This is a genomic window from Mycobacterium sp. pV006 (genome assembly GCF_041287115.1).
GTDB lineage: Bacteria > Actinomycetota > Actinomycetes > Mycobacteriales > Mycobacteriaceae > Mycobacterium.
In genome coordinates this window covers 30,489-53,676 of record NZ_JBGGKT010000004.1, presented here as the reverse complement: position 1 = coordinate 53,676, position 23,188 = coordinate 30,489, and the positions used below count along the sequence as shown (strand labels likewise).

The window sequence follows — 23,188 nt, the reverse complement described above, 5'->3', positions numbered from 1 at the left end:
CCGTGGCTATCGTGCGCCCATGGGGGGACGTTCGAGCTCGGGCGGTGGCATGGCCGCCGCGTTCGGGTTGGTGTTGTTGCTCGGTTTCGTGATCGAGTACTTCTGGTGGATCCTGGGCGCCATCGCTGTGACCGCTGCGCTCTATGGGCTCGCCCAATGGTTGCAGCGGCTGGAACGCGAGCGCGACGAGGCGCAGCAGCTGGCCCGCCAGCGGGAGAAGGATCTGCGGATCCGGGCGGATCGGCAGCTGCGCTGGGAACTCATCGGGGACGATCGCGGGGTCTATGGCGCCGACGGTGCGGCCCCCATGCGTCGGGTCGCCGCAGACTCCCGCCTCGAAGGCGGCGACGACCGCCCGATCGCGACGCTGGCCCGGACTCCGGAGGAGATCGTCGCGCTGCGCACCGAGAAGCCTCGGGAGTGGCATTGGGCGTTGTTCGCCTCGATCCTGGTGCAGCGCAGGCAGTCGGTAGCCTCGCGGTTGCGGGACAGCGCGTTGGGCTACGTTCCGCCGGATGCGATTCGGGTGCGTAACGGCGACCTTCTGGTCGATCGGCTCTACAGCGTGGTGGACCGGATGCTCGAGACGCTGCGCCAGATCGACGCGTTCCTCTCCGCACCCGAGTTCATGGGCGCGTTCGGCGACACCACCACCGACGCCGACGCCGACGCGGTCGAGCACGTCGCGAATCGCCTGATGGATTACCACCTGCGGCTGCTCGAACTGTCCGAGGAATGCCGCAGCCTGTCCACGCTGTCGGCGTACTCCGTTGCGGTGCGCGACTGCGCCCGGCTGGTGCATCAACCGTTGGACGGCTTCAAAACCTTCATCGACGAGTTCGTGGCCTTGGTCGAGGCGTTCCCCCGGATCCTGGAGCACGCCACGGGCAACGTCGATCTCGGCGGCATCGCACTGGAACTCGATGTCGACTACCAGTTGCTCTCCCGGTTGACCGACCGAATGCTCGAGATCAGCCCGCGGTGACGAGCAACCATCGATTCCCGGTTCAGCAGCCCAATCAGCGGGTATCTTCGACACGATCAGGCAAATTCCGGGGGACCTGTCATGCGCCACAGAAAGCGATCTAGCTGCAGCGACTGCACGAACATCAACAGGCAGCAACTTGGCGCTGCGGCTCAACCGGGGTGGTTGCGGTGAGCGCGTCGGCCACCGAACCAGGCTCCGGCTTCGGCCACTACGAGCTTCGCGAGCTCCTCGGTCGCGGCGGGATGGGAGAGGTGTACCGCGCCTTCGACACCGTCAAGGGCCGGATGGTCGCCTTGAAGATTCTCCGGGAGGAGTTCGCGCAAGACGAACGGTTTCGGATGCGCTTCCTTCGGGAGTCGCACGCTGCCGCGATGCTGCAGGAGCCTCACGTCATCCCGATCCACGACTGGGGCGAGATCGACGGCAACCTGTACATCGACATGCGACTGGTGCAGGGACAGACGCTCCATGACCTCGCGAAGAACTCGCCACTGGAACCTGCCCGCGCGGTAGGCATCGTCCAGCAGGTCGCAGCGGCACTGGACGCCGCCCATGCTCAGGGCCTCATCCACCGCGATGTGAAGCCGCAGAACATCATCGTCACCGACGCCGACTTCGCTTACCTCGTCGACTTCGGTATCGCCGAGGCCGAAGGCGACGCACGGTTGACGATGGCCGGAACTCAGATCGGTTCGTTTGCGTATATGGCACCTGAGCGCTTCAGCGACGACCCGTGCTCACCGGCGACGGACACCTACGCGTTGGCCTGTGTCCTCTACGAGGCACTGACCGGAAGTAGCCCGTTCCCGGGCAACAGCTATGAAAGCCAGATCGCCGGGCACATCTCGTCCCCGCCTCCGAGCGCAACCGCGAAGAATCCGAGGGTGCCGGCCGCGCTGGATGCCGTGATCGCACGCGGAATGGCGAAGGAACCGGATGACCGATACGGCAGCGCAGGAGCGCTGGCGCGGGCAGCCGTTCGAGCTATCTCCACCGACGGGCACGTCGACCAGTCCGCCAGCACACAGGCCGCGCCGATCCACGTCCCCGTCAGGTCTCCGTCGGTGACCCATGAGGGCGTGGCCCACACCACCGGTCCCACGGTGGTTCTGGACTCCACCGAGGGACGCGGTCGCAATTGGATGATCGTGACCACGCTCATCGGCATTGCGCTGCTCTTGGGCGCGATCGGAGTGGTGATCGGGCTACTGATCTCGCAGAGCGACCGTTCCACGGAGCCCACGCCGACCGCCGCACCCCCGGTACCGACCCACACCGTCTCCGGACCCACGGTGATCCAGACCGTTCCCGCGCCATCGTCTTCCCCAACCTCCGCGTCGCCGTCTCCGACCCAGATGCGCCCCGATCCTGAGGCGGTCAGCTTGGAGAGGTTGCGGGCCATCGCCGCCGACGACCGCGCATTCGTCGCTTACCGGCTCACCGACGTGTGGGTGCCGCAGCTGAGTTCGAAACGGCCCGGGGTGGTAGATGACGGGGTGGAGTGGGACAACGCGCTGACCCTTCAAGAGCACCTGGCGTTGCGTGAGCGTTACAACGCCAAGCTGCTGTGGTCGGGTGACTGGTCGACGTTCGACGCCTCCAACTTCTGGGTCACCGTCGCGCCGGTCACCTTCACGACCGCCGACGGTGCGCTGGCCTGGTGTACGTATGAGGGATTCGACCGTAATCATTGTTTCGCCAAGCTGGTGAGCACAACCCACCCCGTCCGTGGCAGTACGAAGCTCAATTGAGCCAGGAGCACCCTTGAGGCACCGCCGGTTCGCATCATGCACCGGGCTGGTGGCGTTCGTCGTCCTGATGTTCGTTTCCGCGTGCGCGCAGCCGACGTCGGCACCGTTGCCGATTGCCGGCAACGCAATATCGATGCGCTATGACCCCTTCCGCGTTGCGGGCTTACCGACATCGGACTTTCCGAGCGGCCCCAAGGTCGCGCTGCCGACAGACCTCCAACGCGTCGACGGCAGTGACGCAGGTGAAATCGATCGTCTCGCGCTATTGGCGATCGAGGACATCGAGGATTACTGGTCGCAGCATCATCGAGGACCGTTGTCCGGGCGCTTCTCTCCGGTCTCCGGACTGGTGTCGATCGACCCCACGAATCCCCTAGGCCCGAGCATTTGCGGCGCCGAGCCGAGTGTCTTCGAACTGAACGCCGCCTACTGCCGAACGCGTGACACCATTGCGTGGGATCGAGTACGGCTGTTGCCGATTGCGCGAGGTTACTTCGGTGATATGTCAGTCACCGCCATCATGGCCCACGAGTACGGCCACGCCGTGCAGTGGCAGGCGCAGCTGGTGGACGACGACACGCCGACGCTGGTGCAAGAACAACAGGCTGATTGCCTGACCGGTGTGTACCTGCGCTGGGTAGCAGAGGGACAGTCTCCCCGGTTTTCCCTCAACACCACTGATGCACTCGACCGGGTCATCGCCGGCGCGATCGCGATGCGTGATCCGCTCTCCACATTCTCATTGTTCAGTGACGCTGAGGATGGTCACGGCACCGCGTTGGACAGAGTCAGCGCGTTCCAGCAAGGTTTCGATGTGGGTGCAGAAGCATGCGCGGCGATGACCATGGGCGAGATCGAGTCTCGACGCGGGGAACTTCCCGCCGAACTGTTCGACCCGGCCAGCCCTCAGAGCGACATGGTCGTCACCGAAGCCACGCTCGGGACCGTCTTCGACGAACTGCAACAGATTCTCGAACCGGATGATCCCCCGGCGTTTTCCACGCGAGCAGCGGAATGCCAGACGACCGAAGCCCAACCTGTCGTGTACTGCGCCGAGACGAACACCGTGGTCGTAGATGTCGCGACCTTGGCGCGCATCGGCACCCCGGCTGATGAGAATCAGCAGGTGCTGTTGCAGGGCGACAACACCGCGATATCGATGGTTACTTCTCGCTATGTTCTTGCAGTGCAACGCGAAAAGGGTGTCTCGCTGAACTCACCCACAGCGGCCATGCGCACCGCGTGCCTCACCGGCGCCGTGCAGCGTGAGATGGCACTGGCCGACGGGACTGCGGGGCGTTTGGTCTTGGGCGCGGGAGATCTCGATGAAGCCATCTCCGGTTTACTCACCAGTGGGCTTGCCGCCAGTGATATCGACGGGTCCGTGGTCCCCTCGGGGTTCACGCGGATCACCGCTTTCCGTGCAGGTCTGCTCGGCGACCCGGACAGCTGCTTCCGGAAGTTTCCGTCATGACTGACGGGCCGTCGGATCCGCGTCCCTACCGTCGGCCTCGTCGGCCGGATTCGACTGAACCGGTCCGCAGAAGCGCTCCGCTTCCTCCGGGGACGCCACGAGGCGGGCCAGAACCATGGTGGCGCAACGTCAATCGCCAACCCGCACCATTACCGCGCATCACACGTCAACCACCTCCGCCTCCACCGACGCGGCTCATTCCACAGCCCCCGGCCCCAGCCGCCAAACGCACACCCTCTCCGAGCCCACGCCCACCGAGAAGACGGATGGCACCGCTCCTGATCGGGTTGTCGATACCGATAGTTCTTGCGCTGGGTGTTGCTGTCGGGCTGGTTATTTCAGACGTCGAACCGGTACCGACGCGGGTCCTGGATCTCGACCACGTGGAACGGGAAGTCACCCGGATACTGATCGACCCGGTGGATGGCTATGGCGTCAACGAGGTGGCAGACATTGTCTGCAACGGGGACGAGCCGCCCGTCGTCCAGCCGGGGACCGAACTGACGTGCCAGACAAACGTCGACGGCACCCGGAAGACCGTATTGGTCGTGATCCTGGATGACGCCGGCACGTATTCGGTCGACAGGCCGCGGTGACGATCAGCGCGTCCCCGCCCACACGTCAGCAGCATGCACCGGCAGGCCGTGGCCGGGCAGAAGGTGCTCGACCGGCAGGGCGCGCAGACGCCGTTCGCTGCGTGCGGCGGCCTCGTCATCGACGGTCTCAGGGGTGAACCATGCCTGCCCGCCCGCGCTGAGCACTGCGTCCCCGGAGATCAGGGTCTTGCTGCCGGCATGCCAGAACGCGGTCGAGTCGTCGGTGTGGCCGGGTACGTGCAGCACCTCCCAGCCGGCCAGGCCGGGCAGCGGCGCGCCGTCGGCGAGGGGCCGGGCGGTGCCGAGCTTGTCGCCGACCATGCCGCGGCGCCCGCCGTAGCCGGCGATGCGGGCGCCGTCGCCGAAGCCCCGCACACCCGTCAGGTCGAGCGGCTGGCTGAGCAGCGTCGGCCAGATCCGGGCGACCTTGCTCAGCGCCGGCGTGCGGGGCCGGCGCGTCCCGTCGAGGTAGCCCAGCGTGACTTCCGGGAGGTGCAACGGCGCGCGGTGCTCGGCGGCCAGGCGGGGCGCGCCGGCGACATGGTCGTGGTGGCCGTGGGTCGCGACCACCGCGTCGACGGCGCCGCCGAAGACCGCCAGCACACCGGCGACGTCGTCGGCGCTGCCGGGCATACCGGCGTCCACGGCGACATAGGAGCCGGCGCCGCGGATCAGGTAGCAGTTGAAGATCCACCGCGAGACACGGATGACTCCGATGTCGTCGAGACGTTCCACGACCAACGCCATCGCGCTCTCCCCTCCCGGCGGAACTCTGGCAGCAGTGTGCGGCCGGGAGCTCGGGTTCGGCAACCTTTGCACCTTCAAGCGTCAGGCGGGGTACCCACGCCTACTGTGACGACAGGCACCGAGCCCGGGAGCAGCGGATGACAGCGACAGACATCACGCAATCGACATCCACGTGGGCTCCGCTGCGCTCTCCGGTCTACCGGGCGCTGTGGATCGCGCAGCTGGTGTCCAACCTGGGCACCTGGATGCAGACGGTCGGCGCGCAGTGGATGCTCGTCGAGGACCCCGGCGCCGCGGTGCTGGTTCCGCTGGTGCAGACGGCGACCACGCTGCCGGTGATGCTCCTGGCGCTGCCGTCGGGCGTGCTGGCCGATCTGATCGACCGGCGCCGGCTGCTGATCGCCACCCAGGGCGCGATGGCCGCCGGCGTCGGGTTGCTGGCGACGCTGACCGGATTCGGGTTGACCACCCCGGCGCTGTTGCTGATGTTGTTGTTCCTGATCGGTTGCGGCCAGGCCCTCACCGCACCGGCGTGGCAGGCGATTCAACCCGAACTGGTTCCGGCACATCAGATTCCGGCCGCCGCCGCGCTGGGCAGCATGAGTATGAACGGCGCGCGGGCGATCGGTCCCGCGATCGCCGGGGTGCTGGTCGCGCTGGCCGGCCCGACCCTGGTGTTCGGGCTGAATGCGATCTCCTTCATCGGCATCGTGTTCGTGCTGATCTGGTGGCGCCGCCCGGTGGTGGAGAACAACGCCCCGCCCGAGCGCGCGCTGGCGGCGCTGACCGCGGGTGGCCGCTACATCCGCAGTTCGCCGGTGGTGCGGCGCATCCTGCTGCGCACCGCGTTGTTCATCGCGCCCGCGAGCGCGCTGTGGGGGTTGCTGCCGGTGATCGCGGCCAACCAGCTCGGTCTGTCGTCGGCGGGATACGGGGTGCTGCTCGGCTCACTCGGCGCCGGCGCCGTCACCGGAGCCTTCCTGTTGGGGCGGCTGAGAATGTGGTTCGACCAGAACACCCTGCTGCTCGTCGGGGCGGCGGGGTTCGCGGCCGCCACCGCGGTACTGGCGCTGGTGCCCGTGGTCGGGGCGGTGATCGCGGGTCTGGTGCTGGGCGGCGCGTCCTGGCTGTTGTCGCTCTCGACGCTCAACGCATCGATGCAGCTGAGCCGGCCCGCCTGGGTGCGAGCGCGCGGGTTGTCGATGTACATGCTGATCTTCATGGGCGGCCAGGCGCTCGGATCTCTGGCGTGGGGTCTACTCGCGGGCGCCACCAGCGCTGTGGTGAGCCTGCTGACGAGTGTGGCGCTGCTGCTGGCGTGTGCGTTGTCGGCGCTGTGGTGGCCGCTGCACGCCAAGACCGGCAACCTGGACCTGACACCGTCGGCGCATTGGCCCGAGCCGACGCTGGTGTTCGAACCCGAGCCGCTCGACGGGCCGGTGATGGTGCTGATCTCCTACCGGGTGTCGCCCGACAACGAGCCGGGTTTCCTGGCCGCGATGCAGGTCCAGGGCCGCTCCCGGCAGCGGACGGGGGCGTCCCAGTGGCAGCTCTACCGCGACGTTGAGCGCGACGGCATGTTCGTCGAGACGTTCGTGGTGCGGTCGTGGGGTGAGCACATGCATCAGCACTACACGCGGTTGACCGGACAAGATCTACTGACCGAGCAGGCGGTCCGTCGATACGTCGACGGGGAACCCGAATCGCATCACTATCTGGCGGTGCGGTAAACCTTATGCAGCTCCCACTCACTGCGACGTAGGCGAGCGCAGTCGCACCAAGTGATCGAGAATGGGGACATGGACCGTACCGAGTTGGGCGATGTGGCGTGGGAGTTGGTCGAACACTGCCGCGATGCGCTCCCCGAAGCCGAGCGGAACAGGGTGTTCATCCTGCTCGGTATCGGAGACTACGGCGACGCGATGGTCGTCGCGCTCAGAGCGGTTGCGCGCGAACCGAACCCGGCCCTTCCGGACAAACTGCTGCGACGACTGACGCTGCTGCCGAACACGCACTTCGTCGACGCCGAGTTCGTCGCGCTGCTGTCGCAACTGAGCGGAGACTATTCGCAAGCGGGGTGACTCAGACCCATTCGTGGTCGCACACCCCGCAGTGCCATTGCTGTTCACGCACACAGCACCCCGCCGCATACACGAAAGGCGGAATCGATTCGGGATCGTTCGGCATGCCGTACATGATGCGATGACTGCGCCGACTGCCACACCGCGGACACACGGGGTGTTCGCGGAAGCGAAAGTCCATGAACGAGGCGAACTCTCCGAGCCGGATCCGGTCCCGACAGTCCCGACAGACCACGGCGGGCCAGTCACCCGTCGTGGAGCGCACCGCCGCCCACCCCCGTGACACAGCGGCCTCGCGGGTGGTGACCGGCGACGGCGGCGCCGGCCGCGGGAGCGGGTCGACGGTGTGGACGAAGATGTTGTCGCGGGCATCGCTGCCCCGAAGATCGATGAGGTCGTCACAGCCGTCACACCGACCGGAGAACCGCAGCAGGTTCCGGGCGGCCACCATCGTCGAGTGGCCGAACCGGCCGAACGGTTCACCGGGTAGCCGACAATCGGTCAGCCGCAACACGATCGACTCGGCGTCCTCCCCGTCGATGCGCCAATCGGTGAACACGTCGTCGCCGAGGTCGAGCAGCCCGGCCAGCGTCGCGAGGTCCACGACGTCGGCGCCGCGCCAGCCCATGCTGAACTTCGCGCCGTGCGGCCGGACGTCGTCACCGATGTCGGCCAACCGCGTCACCACCGACACCGGGTCGGTGCCGAGCACCAGCAGCACCCGGTCACGCTCGTGGGCTTCGCCGAAGCCGTAGCGCCACGGCTGGTACGGCGACTCCGGTTCGAGCAGCGTGATGATCGCGTCTTTCCAGTCAGGTGCTTCGACGATGTGGAGACGGTGCTGAACAGGTTGCTGCATGGGTCCATTGTCCCAGCAGGGTATGACAATTCCTGCTTACGAGCTGTTGCTGTCGATGTTGAGACGACGCGCCAGATCCGGGCCGCCGACCGCGCGGATGAAGTCCGGGTCCCCGCACACGACGAGTTGGTCGCGCGCCCGGGACAGCCCGACGTAGAGGCGTTCACGGGAGCGCTCGAACGCCGAGGCCTCGTTGACGACGAGCACCACCGCGCGCCGTTCGAGGCCTTTGAAACCCAGGACGTGGCCGTAGAACACCTGCTCGGCGTCCCAAAAGCTGTCCCAGTAGGCCGCGTTGCCGGCCTCCTGGCGTTCACGTTGCTCGGGGTGGCGGGTGCCGGTGGTCAACAGGGCGACGTCTTCGGGGCGCCAGCCCTGTTCCAGCAGCGCCTCGACTTCGTCGTCGCCGGCTTCCATCGCCTCGGCGGCCGAGCAGGCCACGTACTTCACGGCCGGACCCTCGCCGCCGAGGAACCGCATCGGATGGTCGACCAGCGGCTGGAACGCGTTGGCGATCTGGCGGGTGTTGCGCAGGTTGTGGTCGAGTACCAGCGGGACCAGCGGCACCGGCGGGGAGCCGAATCGGTTGAACACCCGCTGGCCTTCGTCGGTGAACACGTAGAGCCCGCCGGTCTCCTCGTCTTTGAGGGCGGCCAGCAGCGGGTCCCACCACGCGTCGGCGAAGTCCTGTGCCTCGTCGACGACGATCGCGTCGAACCGCTGCCCGGGGTCCAGTTGTGCTGCCAGGTCGGTCATCTGGGCGGGTAGGTCGTGTTCCCAGAACTGCACGGTCTGCTCGGTGCGAAGCGCCTCGTCGGGGCCCTCGGGGGCGCCCCACTTCTTGCCGAGGTCGTGAAATTCGCCGACGTAGGCCGGACGTTGACGCCGGTTCCACGCCTCGGTGATCCGTTCCAGGTAGGACGCCAGGCCGTGCGAGTAGCACACCAGCGCAACGCGTTTCCCATCGCGGGCCAGGCGGCGGGCCTGCTCCATGGCGAGGAAGGTCTTGCCGCTGCCGGCCCCGCCGCGCACCTCCACGCGGTGCAGCAGCCGGATCGCGTCGAGGATCACCGACTGGTGTTCGGTAAGGATGTCGGCGGCGTCCTCGTTCTCCAGGGCGCGGGCGACGACGCTGCGTTGCGGCAGGCCGCGACCGGACAGCGCCTCACCGAGTTCGGCGAGACCGTCTTTGGTCAGGAAGGGCCGCTCGAGTTCCTGGCTGTGCAGGATGTGGCGCAACTTCGCGGCGATGTCGGGCAGGTCGGTGCGGTCGATGACCTTCCAGCGCGGACAGTCGGGCAGGGCGAAGCCCTCAGGCAGGTCGGTGTTGGGCAGCACCACCACGTGGTCCCAGCGCAGCCGGCCCTGGGTCCAGGCCGGGTCGGTCTCGATGAAGTTGCGGATCGCGTAGCAGGCTTCGCGGGCCTGCCGGACCGGTTCGATCCGGCGTTCGGTCCCGCGCCCGCGTTGCCACCAGGAGTCGCCGTCGTGCCAGACCTCACCACCCTTGACCTCGACGCAGACGATGCCCGCGCCCTCGATGGCCACGAAGAAGTCGATCTCGTGGTCTTTGAGGTGATCGGTGACCCGCTTGCCGGGGATCACCAGGTCTCCCGGTTCGAGTTGGTCGATCAAGGCCTGCCACACCCGGCGTTCGGCGCCGTTGGCCAGCCGTGGTGTCTCGGCGACGGTGATGGTCACTGCTGTTCTCCCCCTCTGTCAGGGGGATGGTAACCAGGGGCACCGACGCGGCGCGGGACCTCGCTACACGTCGATTCCGCCGACGAGCGTCGGAATCCGGTTGGGCGGGTAGGGCAGCTCGATGCCGTTCTGGTCGTAGGCCTTGAGGATCTCGCGGCGCAGTCGGCGCTGCACCGACCATTGCGCGCTGGGCTTGGTCTTGACCAGCATGCGCAGCGTGACCTGATCAGCCAGGAGTTCCTGCACGCCCAGCATTTCGGGTTCGCCGATGACCTTCGCGGCCAGGGTGGCGTCGGCGGCGATGGCCTGTTCGGCGGCTTCGACGGCGACTTCCTCGGCCTGGGCGACGTCGGCGCTCAAGGCGACGGGCACCTCGATGCGGGCGACGGCGTAGTCCTGGCTCATGTTGCCGACGCGGGCGATCTCGCCGTTGCGGACATACCAGAGGGTGCCGTCGATGTCGCGCACGGTGGTGACGCGCAGCCCGACGGTTTCAACCTCGCCGATCGCTTCGCCGAGGTCGACGATGTCGCCGACGCCGTACTGGTCTTCGAGCAACATGAACACTCCGGTGACGAAGTCGCGCACCAGGTTCTGCGCGCCGAAGCCGATGGCCAGGCCGACCACACCCGCGGACGCGATGAACGGGGCGATGTTCACGCCGAGCACGTTGAGGATGGCCAGCACCACCCAGACCAGCAGCACGATCGACACCGTGGATTTGAGCACCGAGGCGATGGTCTGTGCGCGCTGCTGGCGCCGTTCGGCGGTCTTGACGCCGCCGGCACCCGACGGGGTGCGGTCGCGCAGGTGCCGCAGGAGCGGCGGTCGTTTCGCGGGCTGATCGCCGTCCTTGCGACGTTTACGGGTCCTGCCGGTGGCGGCCCGGTCGATCATCCGGTGCAGCACATACCGCGCCAGGAGCACGACGAGGATGTACGCAACGATCCGGATGGGAACTTCGATCAGCCAGTGGCGGTTTGTCGCTGTCCATTCGAAAGCCAAGTTGTAAACATCCATGATCGCCCGTTTATGTACCCACTTCGCTGAGGGGCAATCGGCGCGGAACGTCTACTGCCGGGTCGTGGGCACGTCGGTCTCGGGGTCGGAATCCCAGGCGGCGCTGCCGTGTTTGCGTCGTTGCTCGTACATCGACTGGTCAGCGTGGTCGAGGACGGCGTCGATGCCGCGTCCGTCGCCGGGTCGATGGGCGCCACATCCGATGGTCAGTGTGACGGAGATCGTCGTCTCGTCCGGCAGCGTCACCGGCGAGTGGTCGAACCGGCCGACGATCCGCTCGGCCAGCTGCGCCAGGTCGTCGTCGTCGACGGTGTCGGTGATCACCAGGAATTCGTCGCCTCCCCACCGCACGACGAGGTCATCGTCGTCGACCGCGGAGCGCAACCGGGAGGCGACCTCGACGAGAAGTTGGTCACCGGCGTGGTGTCCGGACCGGTCGTTGATCGACTTGAATCGTTCGATGTCGCAGAACAACACGCCGTAGCCGGCGTTGTCGGCGTCGAGTTGTTCGAGACGGCTCCAGCCGGCCGATCGGTTGGCCAGCCCGGTGAGCGGATCGGTGGCGGCCTGGCGGGCCAGTTCGGCTTCCCGGATCCGTTCGGTGGTGACGTCGACGATCTGCGCGACGAAGCACAGCGGCCGCTCCCGCGGGGCGTGGACGAGGACCACGGTCAGGGCGCACCAGACCACGCGCCCGTCGGAGGCGACGTAGCGCTTGTCCATCCGGTACGAGCGACGCCGCCCCTCCAGGCATTCGGCGACCAGGTTCAGGTCGGCGTCGAGGTCGTCGGGGTGGGTGATCTCCTGGAACGTCATGCCCGACAGCACGCGCTGGTTGTAGCCGAGCATCGCGCGCAGGGCGCGGTTGGTGCGCAGGAACCGGCCGTCCAGCCCGACCACGGCCATGCCGATGGGCGAGTGCGCCAGCGCCAGCTCGAAGGGGCGTTCGCCGAGCAGGTCGACGGCCGGCGGCGCTTCCTCGGTCGACCGGGCGACCGGTGCGACCGGGAAGCCGTGGCCGTAGGGCCGCGGGCGGCCCAGGTGGTAGCCCTGTGCGATGGCGATCCCGACGGCGGCGACGGTGTCGAGTTCGCCCTGACTCTCGATGCCTTCGGCGATCACGGTGGCGCCGATCTGGCCGGCGAATTCCGCGATGGCCTGCGCGAGGCGGCGGCGGGCGTCGTCGGCGTCGATGTGCCGGGTGATGGACTGGTCGATCTTGACGAAGTCCGGACCCAGTTCCAGGACGTGGGAGAACGAGGCGAAACCGGCGCCGACGTCGTCGATGGCCAGCCGCATGCCCCGGGTCCGGCAGGGCTCGAGCACCTCGTCGAGCGCGGCGTAGTCGGGAACGGCGTCGTGCTCGGTGATCTCCAGCACGATGCGCGACGGGTCGATGTCGGCGAACATCTCCTCCCACGGCACCTCCAGCGCCGCGGCCGGGGAGATGTTCATCGTGACGAAGACGTCCTCGGGCAGGAACGGGATCAGCGACAGCACCCGCCGCACGATCGCGGTTTCCAGTTCGATGTCCAGTCCGAGCAGCGCGGCCTGTTCGAAGAACGCGTCGGGGCGGAACGGCTCACACGGGAACCGCGACAGCGCCTCGACGCCGACCACCTTGCCGGTGGCGACCTCGTGGATTCCTTGGAAGACCACCTCGAAGTTGCGTTCGGCGACGACGCGCCGAATCGCCTTGCGTTGGGCCAGAGTCGGGTCGGTGCCGGAGAGCGGGGAGTCGATCAGCGTGCCGATCAGGTCGGCGACCTGTTCGACGATGCGCAGGTCGTCGTCGTTCATGTTCGGCTTCGGGTCCTGGCTGACCACGCAAACCATGCCGAACATCGCGCCGTTCCGGCCCCGGACCGGGACGCCGACGTAGGCGCCGATGCCCGACTCCTCGGTGATCGGCAGCGCGGTGGCGATCTGGTTGGCCGAGATATTGGGGATGACGGCCGGCAGTCGGCCGTCGATCACCCGCACGCAGTAGGACTCCGAGAGCTGGGAACGTTGGCCGGAGGCGAGGCCGAAGGCCTCGCCGTCGCCGTCGAGGACCTCGATGATCTGCATGCCGTCGCGGAACGACGACAGCCACGCGGTCTCCAGCCCCAGGCGCTGCCGTAATACACCCAGCAGGGTGCGAGCCAGGTCCACGGGGAACTCCGGCTGGTCGGCGATTCGGTGCGCGAGCACCAGATCGGACGGCATGGCAAAAAATGATAAGCGCGACAAATAGCCGACATCGGGATTCCCTGAATTTCGGTACGGCCGCACCGTTGTGCGCAGATCCCCCAGCTAAACCGGCATATCGAGAACACCTTTGTTTGTGGAGTAAGCACTTGGGGCGGGTCCCGACTTCTACACCCGCAGCGTATGGAGGCAAACATAACTCGTCCTGGGCGGCAAAAATCGCTTCACGGGGTAGCGATACGGGTGGCTCCGGCGAACACATGGCAGAAACTGCGAGTTCCACAGGGCCCTGTCCGCAGGGGGCATCGCAAGGCCGCTCCGCCGAGGCCGAACGCACCCGTTTCCGCTGCGTGCAGCGGTGAAATGGGCTCTGAACCGGCCGGGCGAACACGACCTCCCCGCGCACGTCGCTGCAGTGCGTCGCGCTCGCCCGGCAATCGGCACGCGCCCGTCGGCGCGTTCTCACACCCCCGCGCTCTCCAACGCGTATTGGCGCACGGTTTCGCTGAGCCGGTACCGCGGCCGGCCGCTTCGGTGCTCGCAGATCACCAGAGATTTGTCGACCAGCGCGGCAACATCGTCGTCGGTCGCCGAAGCTCCGAGATCGAATTCGGCGTGTCGGGCCAGTCTGGCCAGTCTGGCTAGCAGAGCTTTCTCCGTGTCGTCGAGCAGCAGATAGGACCAGTCCATGCAGGCCCGCAGGGTCCGGTGCCGTGGCGCGACCGTCCGTCGCCCCGGGTTGGGCAGGTGCAGACGCGCGTGCAGGCTGTCGCGGATGTCGGCCAGTGACTGGGTCTGCGTGCGCGCGGCGGTGATCTCGATGGCCAGCGGCAGACCGTCGAGCCGTCGGCAGATCTCGTTCACCGCCGCGCCGTCCTGCGCGGTGAAGGTTGCGTTCGCGCGCGCGGCACATTCGGCGAACAGGGCGCTCGCGTCGTGCGGTGACAACGGCGGCACGCGGTAGATCTGCTCGCCGGCGACCGCGAGCGGTTCGCGGCTGGTGGCCAGCACGGTGACGTTCGGGCAGGCGGCGAGCACCGCGTCGATCAGGTGGGCGGCAGCGTCGAGCAGGTGTTCGCAGTTGTCGACGACCAGCAGTGCGCGGCGGTCGCTCAACTGCTGGGACAGCGCGACCGCATCCGGTAGCTGCGCCGGGTCGGTCAGCGGGGCCAGATCCAGGAACCGGGCACCGTCGTCGAACCGGGAGTGGACGCGGTCAGCGGTGGCCACGGCCAGTCGGGTCTTGCCGGCGCCGCCCGGTCCGCACAGGGTGATCACGCGGCGGTGATCGAGCAGCCGGCTCAGGTGGTCGAGTTCTTCGGCGCGCCCGATGAACTCGGTGCGGTAGGCGGGTCGCTGGTGGAACCGGCTCTCGGGTTGGGCGCGCAGGGGCGGGAACTCGTTGATCAGGTCCGGATGGCACAGCTGAGCGACGTGTTCGGGCCGGGCCAGTCCGCGAAGACGGTAGGTGCCGGCGTCTTGCAGCCAGCTCTGCGGGGGTAGCGCGTCGGCGACGAGCAGCGCGGTCGCCGAGGACAGCAGGGTCTGCCCGCCGTGGCCGAGGTCGCGCACCCGCGCGGTGCGGTTGATCAGCGGGCCCACATAGTTGTCCGGGTCCCGCAGACAGGCATCACCGGAGTGAATGCCGATACGTAACCGGATGGGCCACAGGTTGATTCGCTGCAGATCCAGGGCGCAGGCCACGGCGTCGGCGACGCGGGTGAACGCGACGACGAAGCTGTCGCCCTCGCCCTGCTGGACGGGGCAGAGCCCATGGTGGCGGTCGACGAGTTCGGCCACCACGCGGTCCAGATCGGTCAGCGCGAGCGCGATGGCGTCTGGTTGGGTGTCCCAGAGCCGGGTGGAGCCTTCGATGTCGGCCAGAAGCAGGGTCACCGTCCCGGTGGGGACGTGGGCGGAGGTAGCGGTGGCGGACATGGCATTCATCGTGTCGCAGAGGATGTTCGGCGGCGACCGTGTGGGCCACCCGATGTGCGGTGGTGTACGCACCACTGCAGTGTCAGGTCGGAACGGTGGCGGTGACGCGGGTGCCCCGTCCCGGTGCGCTGTCGACGACGAGATGCCCGCCGACCGCCGACAGACGGTCGGTCATGTTGGTCAGCCCGGCGCCGACCGTTCCCGGCCGGAAGCCGCGGCCGGTGTCGGCGATCGTGAGAGTCAGCGTGCCGCTGTCGAGGCGCGCGATGATGTGCACGGTGGTGTCGGGACCGCCGTGTTTGGTCGCGTTCTGGAGGGCTTCGCTGCAGCAGTAATACAGCGCCGCTTCGGTTGTCGGCGGGAAGCGGCCGACAGCGTCCAGGTCGAGGTGCACCGGCACTACCGAGCGGGCAGCCAGCGCGGGGAGTGCCTGGGCCAGGCCTCCGCTGACCAGCAGTGGCGGGTAGATGCCGTGGGCGAGGTTGCGGATTTCGGTGATGGCGCTGTCGACCAGTGTCGAGGCCTCGGCGAGGAGTTCGGCGCGTTTGTCGCCGTCGGTGTTGCGGGCCAGGCCGATCAGCACCGACAGCGCGACGAGGTGTTGTTGGGCGCCGTCGTGCAGGTCGCGTTCGAGCCGTCGCCGTTCTTCGTCGGCGGCGGTGATCAGGCGGGTGCGGGAGGCGGCGAGTTCGGCGGCGTGGTCGGCGAGTTGGGCTTCGGAGATACGCAGCGCTGCGGCGTTGTTCCACACGATGACCATCAGGTGCAGCGCGTTGAGCGGTAACGCGATCAGGACGAAAGCGGTCGCCATCCACGGCGGTGCCTGTTCGACGTGGGCGGTGAACGGGGTGAATTCTGCGATGGCCGCTGCGGCAAGCACGCAGACGGCGGTGACCACGGTGAAGATCAGGCCGCGCCGCAGGCTGATGTAGGGCTCAGCGAACACGACGGGCACCAGCGCCAGCAAGGCCATCACCGGAAGCAGCGGTGGGGACACGAAGGTGACGCCGAGCACCGCGACCCAGTTGCCGATGCACACGAGCGTGACCGACTGTTCGAACATGTTGTGACGGGCCAGGTTCAGCGCGATGGCCAGGACGACGCATTGCACGCCGGCGACCGCGACGAAACCGAGCATCCAGGGTGACCGGAAGACGAAGAGGTACTCCCAGAGCGGCAACACGATGCCGGCAGCGAGCCACAGACCGAAGTGTCCGGAGAGGAAGACCTCGAAGCGTTCGGAGCGGAAGCGGTGGATCAGGTTGTGGCCGAACCACGCCGACGAGCGGAAGGCCGATGTGAGAAGAACTTTCGGGATCCGCCAGTCGGGGACGGATCCGGGTGGGGCCAGCAGTTTCAGCTTGCCACTGCCCATATGCGGCTCAGCACTTCCGGGCACAGGCGTTGCTTGTGGATGTAGGTGGCGGCACCACAGGCGGTGGCGTCGCCGGGCAGTTCGTCGGCGTCGTAGGTGGACATCAGCACGATGACGAGGTGCGGGTGGCGGGCGTGGATGCGGCGTGCGGCTTCGATGCCGCCGATGCCGGGCATGTGGATGTCCATGAGGACGAGGTCGACGTCGGCCTGGTCGAGACTGTGCAGTGCGGCTTCTCCGCTGGCGCTCTGCCCGGCGAGGACGAATCCGGCGGTGGCGTCCAGGGTCGCGGCGCTGGCCATCCGGAAGCTGGCCTGGTCGTCGACGACCCATACCCGGACCTGCTTGCTCGCCACCGTCACAGCGTGGTCGGTTCGGGGTGGGCGCACGAGGGTGTACACACCACTGTTTGCGGTCACGAGGGCCCGCCGCCGTCGAGGAACATCAGCACGGCTTTGACCCGCCGGTCTACGGAGTCGTCGACGGTGAGGTCGAGCTTGGCGAAGATCGAGTTGATGTGCTTCTCCACCGCGCGCTGCGTCAGCACCAGGCGCTGGGCGACGGTGCGGTTGCTGAAGCCGGTGGCCAGCTCGCTGAGTACCTCGCGTTCGCGGGGTGTCAGGCGGCTCAGCGCCGCGGCTTGCCGAGGCTGGGCCAGCAGGGCCTCGACGACGAGCGGATCGAGCACGGTGCCGCCCGCGGCGACCTGGCGGACGGCGTCGCCGAGCTCGTCGAAGTGCGCGACCCGTTCCTTGAGCAAGTATCCGCGGCCGGCCGATCCGCCCTCCAGCAACGCCGAAGCGTAGGACTGGTCAACGTACTGCGAGAGCACGATCACGCCCACCTCCGGGTGCGCGGTGCGCAGCCAGTTGGCCAGCCGGATGCCCTCGTCGGTGGACGTCGGGGGCATCCGCACATCGGTGACCAGCATGGTCGGCCGGTGGGCGGCGACGAGCTCAGCGGCGGAGTCGTAGTCCTCGGCGACCCCGACGACGGTGGTGTCCGGCGCGGTCGACAGTGCGCGAGCAACGCTGTCGCGCACCAGCAGGCAATCCTCGGCGACGACGATCGAGATCTGCTCGGCCATCCGGACGGCACCCCCTCTCGCGTACCGGTCGATTATCCGCTCACGGAAGGGTTTTGGGAGGTAAAGGTGGGTTTGGTGCGGTATTCGCTGCCGGGACGCCTCGCGCGCAGCCGGAGATGTCAGACCCTCGCCATACAGTGCCGTCATCGCTATCCACCTGGGGAGGAGACGGAATGGCACCGAAGCCCGCGGCCGTGAAGCGGCCCGTCGATATTGTTCCGGCGCGGCCGCGTCCGATGCTGTCGATCGCGATCGCGCTGGCCCAGCGCGGATCGCTGTTCCGGTATTCGGCGCAATCCGACCAGAACCGCTGGACGGGATCAGTGGAGGCCGATTGCGCCGACACCGCGGCCCTCGATGTCATTCGTCGTATCCGCGACGAGGCCGACGTGGAGCGGATCCGGTTCCTGGTGAAGATGCCGCCGCGCAGCATGCTGTGGGCGCTGCGTGACGAGGTTGCCCTGCTCATGCCGGGTGTGTGGATCGAGCGGCCGAGATTGTCCGATGAGCAGCTGGTGCGTCAGGCGTTCGCGGGTCTGCGGGAGGCGACGCCGGCGCCGACGGGCCCGGTGTGGGTGGCCACGGACGGCTCGGTGCGCGGCAAGATCACCGGCTACGGATGGCTGGCATCGACCGGTGAGTATGGGCTGCAGGGCTTTCGGCATTCGACGAAGCTGATCGGCCCGCAGGTTGTGCTGGTCGCCGAGCTGCGCGCGATCGGGATGGCGGTGCAGAAGCTGCGGGGCCGCGACATCACGGTGCTCAGCGACAGCCGGCTCGCGGTGGCGATGGTGCAGCGCTGGATGGCCGGTGAGGACGTGCTGCCCGACGGCTACGCGGTCTACCGCGAGAGCGGTAAGACTCCGGGACTCGTTCGTGCACAACGGATGATCCACGAAGAACGGGATCGCATCAAAGCCGTCTGGGTCAAGGGTCATCGCGGTGAGCCGTTGAATGAGGGCGCCGATGCGCTGGCCCGCCTCGCGTCGCGCTATGCGGTGGGCGACAGCGGCCTCACTGGCGCCGAGTACCACCATCGGGCAGAGGACCTGGCGCGGACGTTCTCGCGGGAATTTGAACAGGCACGAACGGCGTAAGCGGGACCGCTGGCCAAGCGGTGCCCCACCTGGTAACGATGAAACCTCGACCGAAATGACGAGCGGGGGGCACGTGTGAAGACTCGGGGACACCTGCGGCTGGTGACCGACTTGGAACCGCGCCCCGACCTCCGCCACCCGCAACGCACCGAGCCCGTGGTGTATCGCATTCGGGTCGACCTCGATGATGCGCAACCCGCGATCTGGCGGCTGATCGATCTACGTTCTGATCTGACGCTCGACGTCGTTCATCAGGCATTGCAGGCCGCGTTCGACTGGACCGACTCGCATCTGCACTGTTTCTCGTTGGGCGGCAGCCCTTTTGATGCCGGGAGTCAGTCGTTTCTATGCTCTTTCGACCTCGAAGAGGAAGAAGGTGTGGCCGCCGAAGTGACGCGGCTGGACGAAACCCTGACCGAGCCGGGGGACGTCCTGCATTACGTCTACGACTACGGCGACAACTGGAAGCTGACGCTGCGCCTGGAGGAGGTGCTGCCGGCCGACGGCGGTGGCCGATCTGCGGTCGTCGTCGACGGAGAACGCGCCGCGCCCCCGGAAGACTGCGGCCACCGGGTCGACGCGGAGAGCCTCGCCGAGGTCCTGCCGAACCCTGCATTGTTCGAACTCGAACGGATCAACACCGCGCTGCGCGGCCCGTACTTCGTTCTGTGGGAAGCAGGTATCGATGCCCGTCTGATCGACCTGGTGTATCGGCTCACCTACAGTCCGCTCGGCGACGAGCTGTCCCAGACGGCGCTGTCACTCGCCTCGGAATCTGAACCGCCGGATACCGCAACCATGGCGTCCAATCTGCGCGCGTTCCAGTGGTATCTCGACCGGGCAGCCGACGGTGGCATCGCGCTGACGTCGGCCGGCTACCTCAAGCCCGCCGATGTGGAGGAGGCAGCCAAAGTCGTCCCCACGATGCGTGATTGGCTCAGCTATGGCAAGAACAACCGGGAGGCAAGCAGCCTGCCGCTTCTGGAGTTCCGCCAGCAGCTGCAGAGCCTCGGGCTCCTCCGCAAGTCCAAGGGCACCCTGCTGCTCACCAAAGCCGGTCAGGCCGCCCGGCGCGACATCACTGTGCTGTGGCGGCACCTGGCCAGTCGGCTCGTTCCCCAGTCCGGTGACGACTTCAACGTGCAGGCGATCCTGCTGACGCTGGCTTACGCAGCGGCGAACCCGAACGCGAACCTACCGTGGGACAAGGTGACGGGACTGCTGTACGAACTCGGCTGGCGCCATCCGGATGGCCGGTCCGTCGCCGCAGCAGAACTGCGTCACCTCCCGCTGTTCACCATTCTGGTCAATGTCACCGACCAGCCGGTCACGTGGCGCCGACGCGACGTGGTCAGCCCGGTCGCAGCCGCGCTGGCGCGTGCGGCGCTGCGCGGTTGAAGACGAACAGAGAACCATGTGAAGAACCGGCACCAGTCAGGCGAATTTACCAAGGCCGTCTCGCCAGTCGAGCGCGCTCAGTGTCTGTGCGGTCAATTCCTCGCGGATGCCGCTCCGCGCGTGGGCGAACGAGATGAATGCCCGTAACAGGTCGGGCACATTGAGAAGGACTATCAGCGGGTAGTCGCCCTCCTCCAGCCGTGAGTCGAGGATCCGTTCAACGCGCGCCGCACTCCACCGCGTGGGATCTCCGGTTCCCGATTCCATGAGTTCCCGCAGTAGGCAGCGGTGGTCGCGATCACCGAAGGCTGCGCCGGCCTTGGTCGCGAAGAACTCTTCGAGCAGCTCTTCGGTCCTCTCGTCACCCCAGGCGGCGGGCGCAGAGCTGTCACCGCCGCTGGGCAGCCGACGAATCAGCCACTGCATCAGCGGCCGACAACCTGGCCACGACGCGGTATCCCGAATGATGAAATTCTGCCGCAACCTGGGTTCCACCCACGCGCGCGTCTCCGCGAGACTCATCTCGACGACAGTGACATCGGGACCGGACAGGGTGTCCACGGCCTCGTCGAGTGAACCGACAAAGACTGCACCATCAGTGATCTCGGAGTCGTCGAGGTGGTCGATCAGCACGGCACACGTCGCCTCGTGCCCGTCGTGCGACCGGACGCCGATCAGGAGTTGATCGGAGTCCCCGAGTACATGCGGAATGCGTACAGCTCGATACACCTCGACGTCGGGTAACGCGGCGATCCACCGCGGCAGCGGTCCGTTGTATGCGGTGAGCGCGTCGCGATAACGCAGCTGCAAGTCGCCCTCCAACAGTTCGCCGAACAGGGCGACTATCGCAGCCCCTCCCGGGGAGGGGTCATCGACGAATCTGTCGAGGAAGTAATCGAGATCCATCGGATCGTGCTGGTGTGAACGGTATTTCGCCAGCGGATCATCCTTCACGGCTTCGACTTGCGCGCTGACGAACATCAGAAGGCTCCAAGGGTCCAGGAGGTTCTGCACATCCTCAGCTACCGGTTCGACGGCGCCGGCACCGGCGCTGCGCTTCCTTGCTCGCCGTTGGTTTCGCCGCGCCTGCTTGGCCTTACGTCGTTGTCGCCCGTGGGTCATAGCGCGGACGCTACTCGCGAGCGGGGACATTTCAGATGCGCGTCAGCCGCCGCACACCACTTTCGGAATCGGGTCGTAGCGCACGGTGTGCGACTCGGTGCGCGTCTCCCCGGTGGTGATGTCGCGCAGGGTGCGGGTGTCGGTGATGGTGAATCCCGGTGCGCCACCGCTGGCACTGCATGACTCCCCGGCGGGGATGGTGATGGTGCGTGGGCTGGTCGGTTTCGAGCGCGGGCTCTGGGCCGACGTCACCTCGTAACGCTTGATCCCGACCAACCGCACGGAGATCGTCGATGACGTCCAGGTCGTCTGGACCTGCACCGGTGTCGGGCCGTCGTTGCGGAACTTGACGTCGATCTGGTCGCCGAACACGGTGGCCTCGCGGCCCGCCGGGTATCGGCTGATGTAGTAGCTGTGCTCCTGGTGCTCGACGAGCTCCACACCGGCGAAATAGGCGGCGTTGAACAACGTCGTGGCCACCTGGGAGACGCCGCCGCCCACCCCGCTGTCGGGGCGGCCGTTGAGAATGATGCCCGCTTCGACATAGCCGTTGGCGGCGTTGCGCGGGTTGGTGGCGCCGTTGAGGCTGAAAACCTCGCCGGGTGCCACCACGATGCCGTCGATCGCCTGGGCGGCACGCCGAATGTTCCGGCCGGAGTCACTGGAGAAGCCGGACGTCTGGAATTCACCAATCACTTCGACCGGACCCAGCGCATCGATGTCTGCGGTGGTGAACGTCGCCGGATCGTCGACGTAGATCGCCGAGATCTCGCGGTCAGAGCTCGTGAGTACGTCGAGCAGGTCGGTCAGGGTTTCGTCGTAGTCGATGCGGCGACCGTCCTGCGACGGCACCTTGGCAGGCGGGGACGCCGCGAAGTCGATGGTCGCATCGCGGCGGGGCGTCTCGGATTCGGCGAGCTGGGGCCGGGCCGCCTCGGCGATGACGTTCTCGTCGACGCTCGCCACCAGGTCGCCGTCTTCGACATCGAAACTCAGTGCGGCGGCGATGATGTCCTCGTCGATGCGGGCGCGCGCAGTGTCGTCACCGGTGATCACCAATGGCGCGGAGACCGCCGGTGCGGCGATGTCGTCGATGGCTGCCTGGACGTCGGAAGCGGTTGTGCTGGGCTGGAGTTCGATGACTGGAAGGTCGATGACCGCGCCGTCGGCCCAGTTGCGTTTGACCAGATTGGCGGACGCGTCGACGTCGAGTCGGCGGCCGTTCTCCGGATCGACAGCGACGGGTTCGGCACCCTCGAAGCGGACGGCGCCCTCGACGGGCTCCTGGGCGACGGCTGCGTCGAGTTGTTCGAGGGCTGCGGTGAGGGCGTCGTCGTCGGCGGTGGAGACCACGCCGATCTCGCGGGCGGTGAACAGCGACGCGATGCGGGTGACCGGGTTCAGCGGCTGGGCGCCGGCCTGCGCCACCGTGGCAGGCCAGTCGACGGCGAGCCCCGCCGCCGTCGGGTCGATCTCCCTGCGTTCGGGTCCGGCGGCGACGGGGATCGGCCGAGTTGCGCGCGGGGTGATCTCGGCGCGCAGCCGGGCCTCGGCATCGGTCAGGGTCAGTCCGCCGATCGGGACGCCGGCAGCCGTGACGCCTCGCGGCACCCTGTCCGAGCTGAGGATCAGATCACCGAGGTAGATCGCCAGAAGTGCGAGCGGGGCCGCGAGGAGGACCCATAGGCCTACGCGACGCGAAGGTCTTGCGGGTGGCGCTCCGGGGATGGCTCGCGGTTGGGCCCTGCCGCCCGGCATCCCGGG

At 67.4% G+C, this 23,188-nt stretch carries 19 protein-coding genes; 8 read left to right on the top strand and 11 right to left on the bottom strand.

Annotated elements, in window-relative coordinates:
* Window positions 1-19 precede the first annotated feature (19 nt).
* The 4 genes from ACAG25_RS07955 to ACAG25_RS07940 all read left to right on the top strand — a co-directional run bounded on the left by ACAG25_RS07955 (window position 20) and on the right by ACAG25_RS07940 (window position 4,809).
* Window positions 20-985 carry a hypothetical protein gene (locus ACAG25_RS07955; protein WP_370487818.1) on the top strand — a complete coding sequence of 322 codons (966 nt, stop codon included), beginning with the start codon at window positions 20-22 and terminating at the stop codon, window positions 983-985.
* Between the two features lie 170 nt (window positions 986-1,155).
* Complete coding sequence (locus tag ACAG25_RS07950) at window positions 1,156-2,739, top strand: serine/threonine-protein kinase (RefSeq protein WP_370487817.1); 1,584 nt, start codon at window positions 1,156-1,158, stop codon at window positions 2,737-2,739.
* Window positions 2,740-2,788: 49 nt separating this feature from the next.
* Window positions 2,789-4,213 (top strand): peptidase, encoded by a 1,425-nt coding sequence (locus tag ACAG25_RS07945; RefSeq protein ID WP_370487816.1) that lies wholly within the window; start codon window positions 2,789-2,791, stop codon window positions 4,211-4,213.
* A gap of 266 nt (window positions 4,214-4,479) precedes the next feature.
* Window positions 4,480-4,809, top strand: coding sequence for a DUF4333 domain-containing protein (locus tag ACAG25_RS07940; protein WP_370487815.1), 330 nt, complete (start codon window positions 4,480-4,482; stop codon window positions 4,807-4,809).
* A 3-nt stretch (window positions 4,810-4,812) separates the two neighbouring features.
* Here ACAG25_RS07940 and ACAG25_RS07935 read toward each other — a convergent pair whose 3' ends face one another.
* Entirely contained in the window at window positions 4,813-5,556 is a 744-nt protein-coding gene (locus tag ACAG25_RS07935; protein ID WP_370487814.1) for an MBL fold metallo-hydrolase, read from the bottom strand.
* Between the two features lie 137 nt (window positions 5,557-5,693).
* Here ACAG25_RS07935 and ACAG25_RS07930 point away from each other — a divergent pair, with 137 nt between their 5' ends.
* Both ACAG25_RS07930 and ACAG25_RS07925 read left to right on the top strand, forming a co-directional pair.
* Complete coding sequence (locus ACAG25_RS07930) at window positions 5,694-7,286, top strand: MFS transporter (RefSeq protein WP_370487813.1); 1,593 nt, start codon at window positions 5,694-5,696, stop codon at window positions 7,284-7,286.
* 69 nt (window positions 7,287-7,355) lie between these two features.
* Window positions 7,356-7,637, top strand: coding sequence for a hypothetical protein (locus ACAG25_RS07925; RefSeq protein ID WP_370487812.1), 282 nt, complete (start codon window positions 7,356-7,358; stop codon window positions 7,635-7,637).
* Between the two features lies 1 nt (window position 7,638).
* On the opposite strand, the gene ACAG25_RS07920 is transcribed toward ACAG25_RS07925, so the two are convergent.
* From ACAG25_RS07920 to ACAG25_RS07885, 8 genes are all read right to left on the bottom strand, one after another.
* Complete coding sequence (locus ACAG25_RS07920) at window positions 7,639-8,496, bottom strand: hypothetical protein (protein WP_370487810.1); 858 nt, start codon at window positions 8,494-8,496, stop codon at window positions 7,639-7,641.
* Between the two features lie 36 nt (window positions 8,497-8,532).
* Entirely contained in the window at window positions 8,533-10,197 is a 1,665-nt protein-coding gene (locus tag ACAG25_RS07915; RefSeq protein ID WP_370487809.1) for an ATP-binding domain-containing protein, read from the bottom strand.
* 63 nt (window positions 10,198-10,260) lie between these two features.
* Window positions 10,261-11,217, bottom strand: coding sequence for a mechanosensitive ion channel family protein (locus ACAG25_RS07910; RefSeq protein WP_370487808.1), 957 nt, complete (start codon window positions 11,215-11,217; stop codon window positions 10,261-10,263).
* Window positions 11,218-11,268: 51 nt separating this feature from the next.
* Window positions 11,269-13,425: an EAL domain-containing protein gene (locus ACAG25_RS07905; RefSeq protein ID WP_370487807.1), complete on the bottom strand. Its 2,157-nt coding sequence runs from the start codon at window positions 13,423-13,425 to the stop codon at window positions 11,269-11,271.
* Window positions 13,426-13,869: 444 nt separating this feature from the next.
* On the bottom strand, window positions 13,870-15,345 hold the full coding sequence (locus ACAG25_RS07900) for an adenylate/guanylate cyclase domain-containing protein (protein ID WP_370487806.1): 1,476 nt from the start codon (window positions 15,343-15,345) through the stop codon (window positions 13,870-13,872).
* Between the two features lie 82 nt (window positions 15,346-15,427).
* Entirely contained in the window at window positions 15,428-16,720 is a 1,293-nt protein-coding gene (locus ACAG25_RS07895; RefSeq protein WP_370487805.1) for a sensor histidine kinase, read from the bottom strand.
* Window positions 16,702-17,076, bottom strand: coding sequence for a response regulator transcription factor (locus ACAG25_RS07890; protein WP_370487804.1), 375 nt, complete (start codon window positions 17,074-17,076; stop codon window positions 16,702-16,704). The genes ACAG25_RS07895 and ACAG25_RS07890 overlap by 19 nt, the downstream gene beginning before the upstream one ends.
* A gap of 59 nt (window positions 17,077-17,135) precedes the next feature.
* Window positions 17,136-17,807 carry a response regulator gene (locus ACAG25_RS07885; protein ID WP_370487803.1) on the bottom strand — a complete coding sequence of 224 codons (672 nt, stop codon included), beginning with the start codon at window positions 17,805-17,807 and terminating at the stop codon, window positions 17,136-17,138.
* A gap of 173 nt (window positions 17,808-17,980) precedes the next feature.
* Between ACAG25_RS07885 and ACAG25_RS07880 the strand changes: the two genes are divergently transcribed.
* Both ACAG25_RS07880 and ACAG25_RS07875 read left to right on the top strand, forming a co-directional pair.
* Window positions 17,981-18,904 carry a ribonuclease HI gene (locus ACAG25_RS07880; protein WP_370487802.1) on the top strand — a complete coding sequence of 308 codons (924 nt, stop codon included), beginning with the start codon at window positions 17,981-17,983 and terminating at the stop codon, window positions 18,902-18,904.
* 102 nt (window positions 18,905-19,006) lie between these two features.
* Complete coding sequence (locus ACAG25_RS07875) at window positions 19,007-20,302, top strand: plasmid pRiA4b ORF-3 family protein (RefSeq protein ID WP_370487801.1); 1,296 nt, start codon at window positions 19,007-19,009, stop codon at window positions 20,300-20,302.
* Between the two features lie 36 nt (window positions 20,303-20,338).
* On the opposite strand, the gene ACAG25_RS07870 is transcribed toward ACAG25_RS07875, so the two are convergent.
* Complete coding sequence (locus ACAG25_RS07870) at window positions 20,339-21,424, bottom strand: hypothetical protein (RefSeq protein ID WP_370487800.1); 1,086 nt, start codon at window positions 21,422-21,424, stop codon at window positions 20,339-20,341.
* A 42-nt stretch (window positions 21,425-21,466) separates the two neighbouring features.
* A complete protein-coding gene (locus ACAG25_RS07865) occupies window positions 21,467-23,035 on the bottom strand; it encodes a VanW family protein (protein WP_370487799.1) in 1,569 nt (522 codons plus the stop codon).
* Window positions 23,036-23,188: the final 153 nt, after the last annotated feature.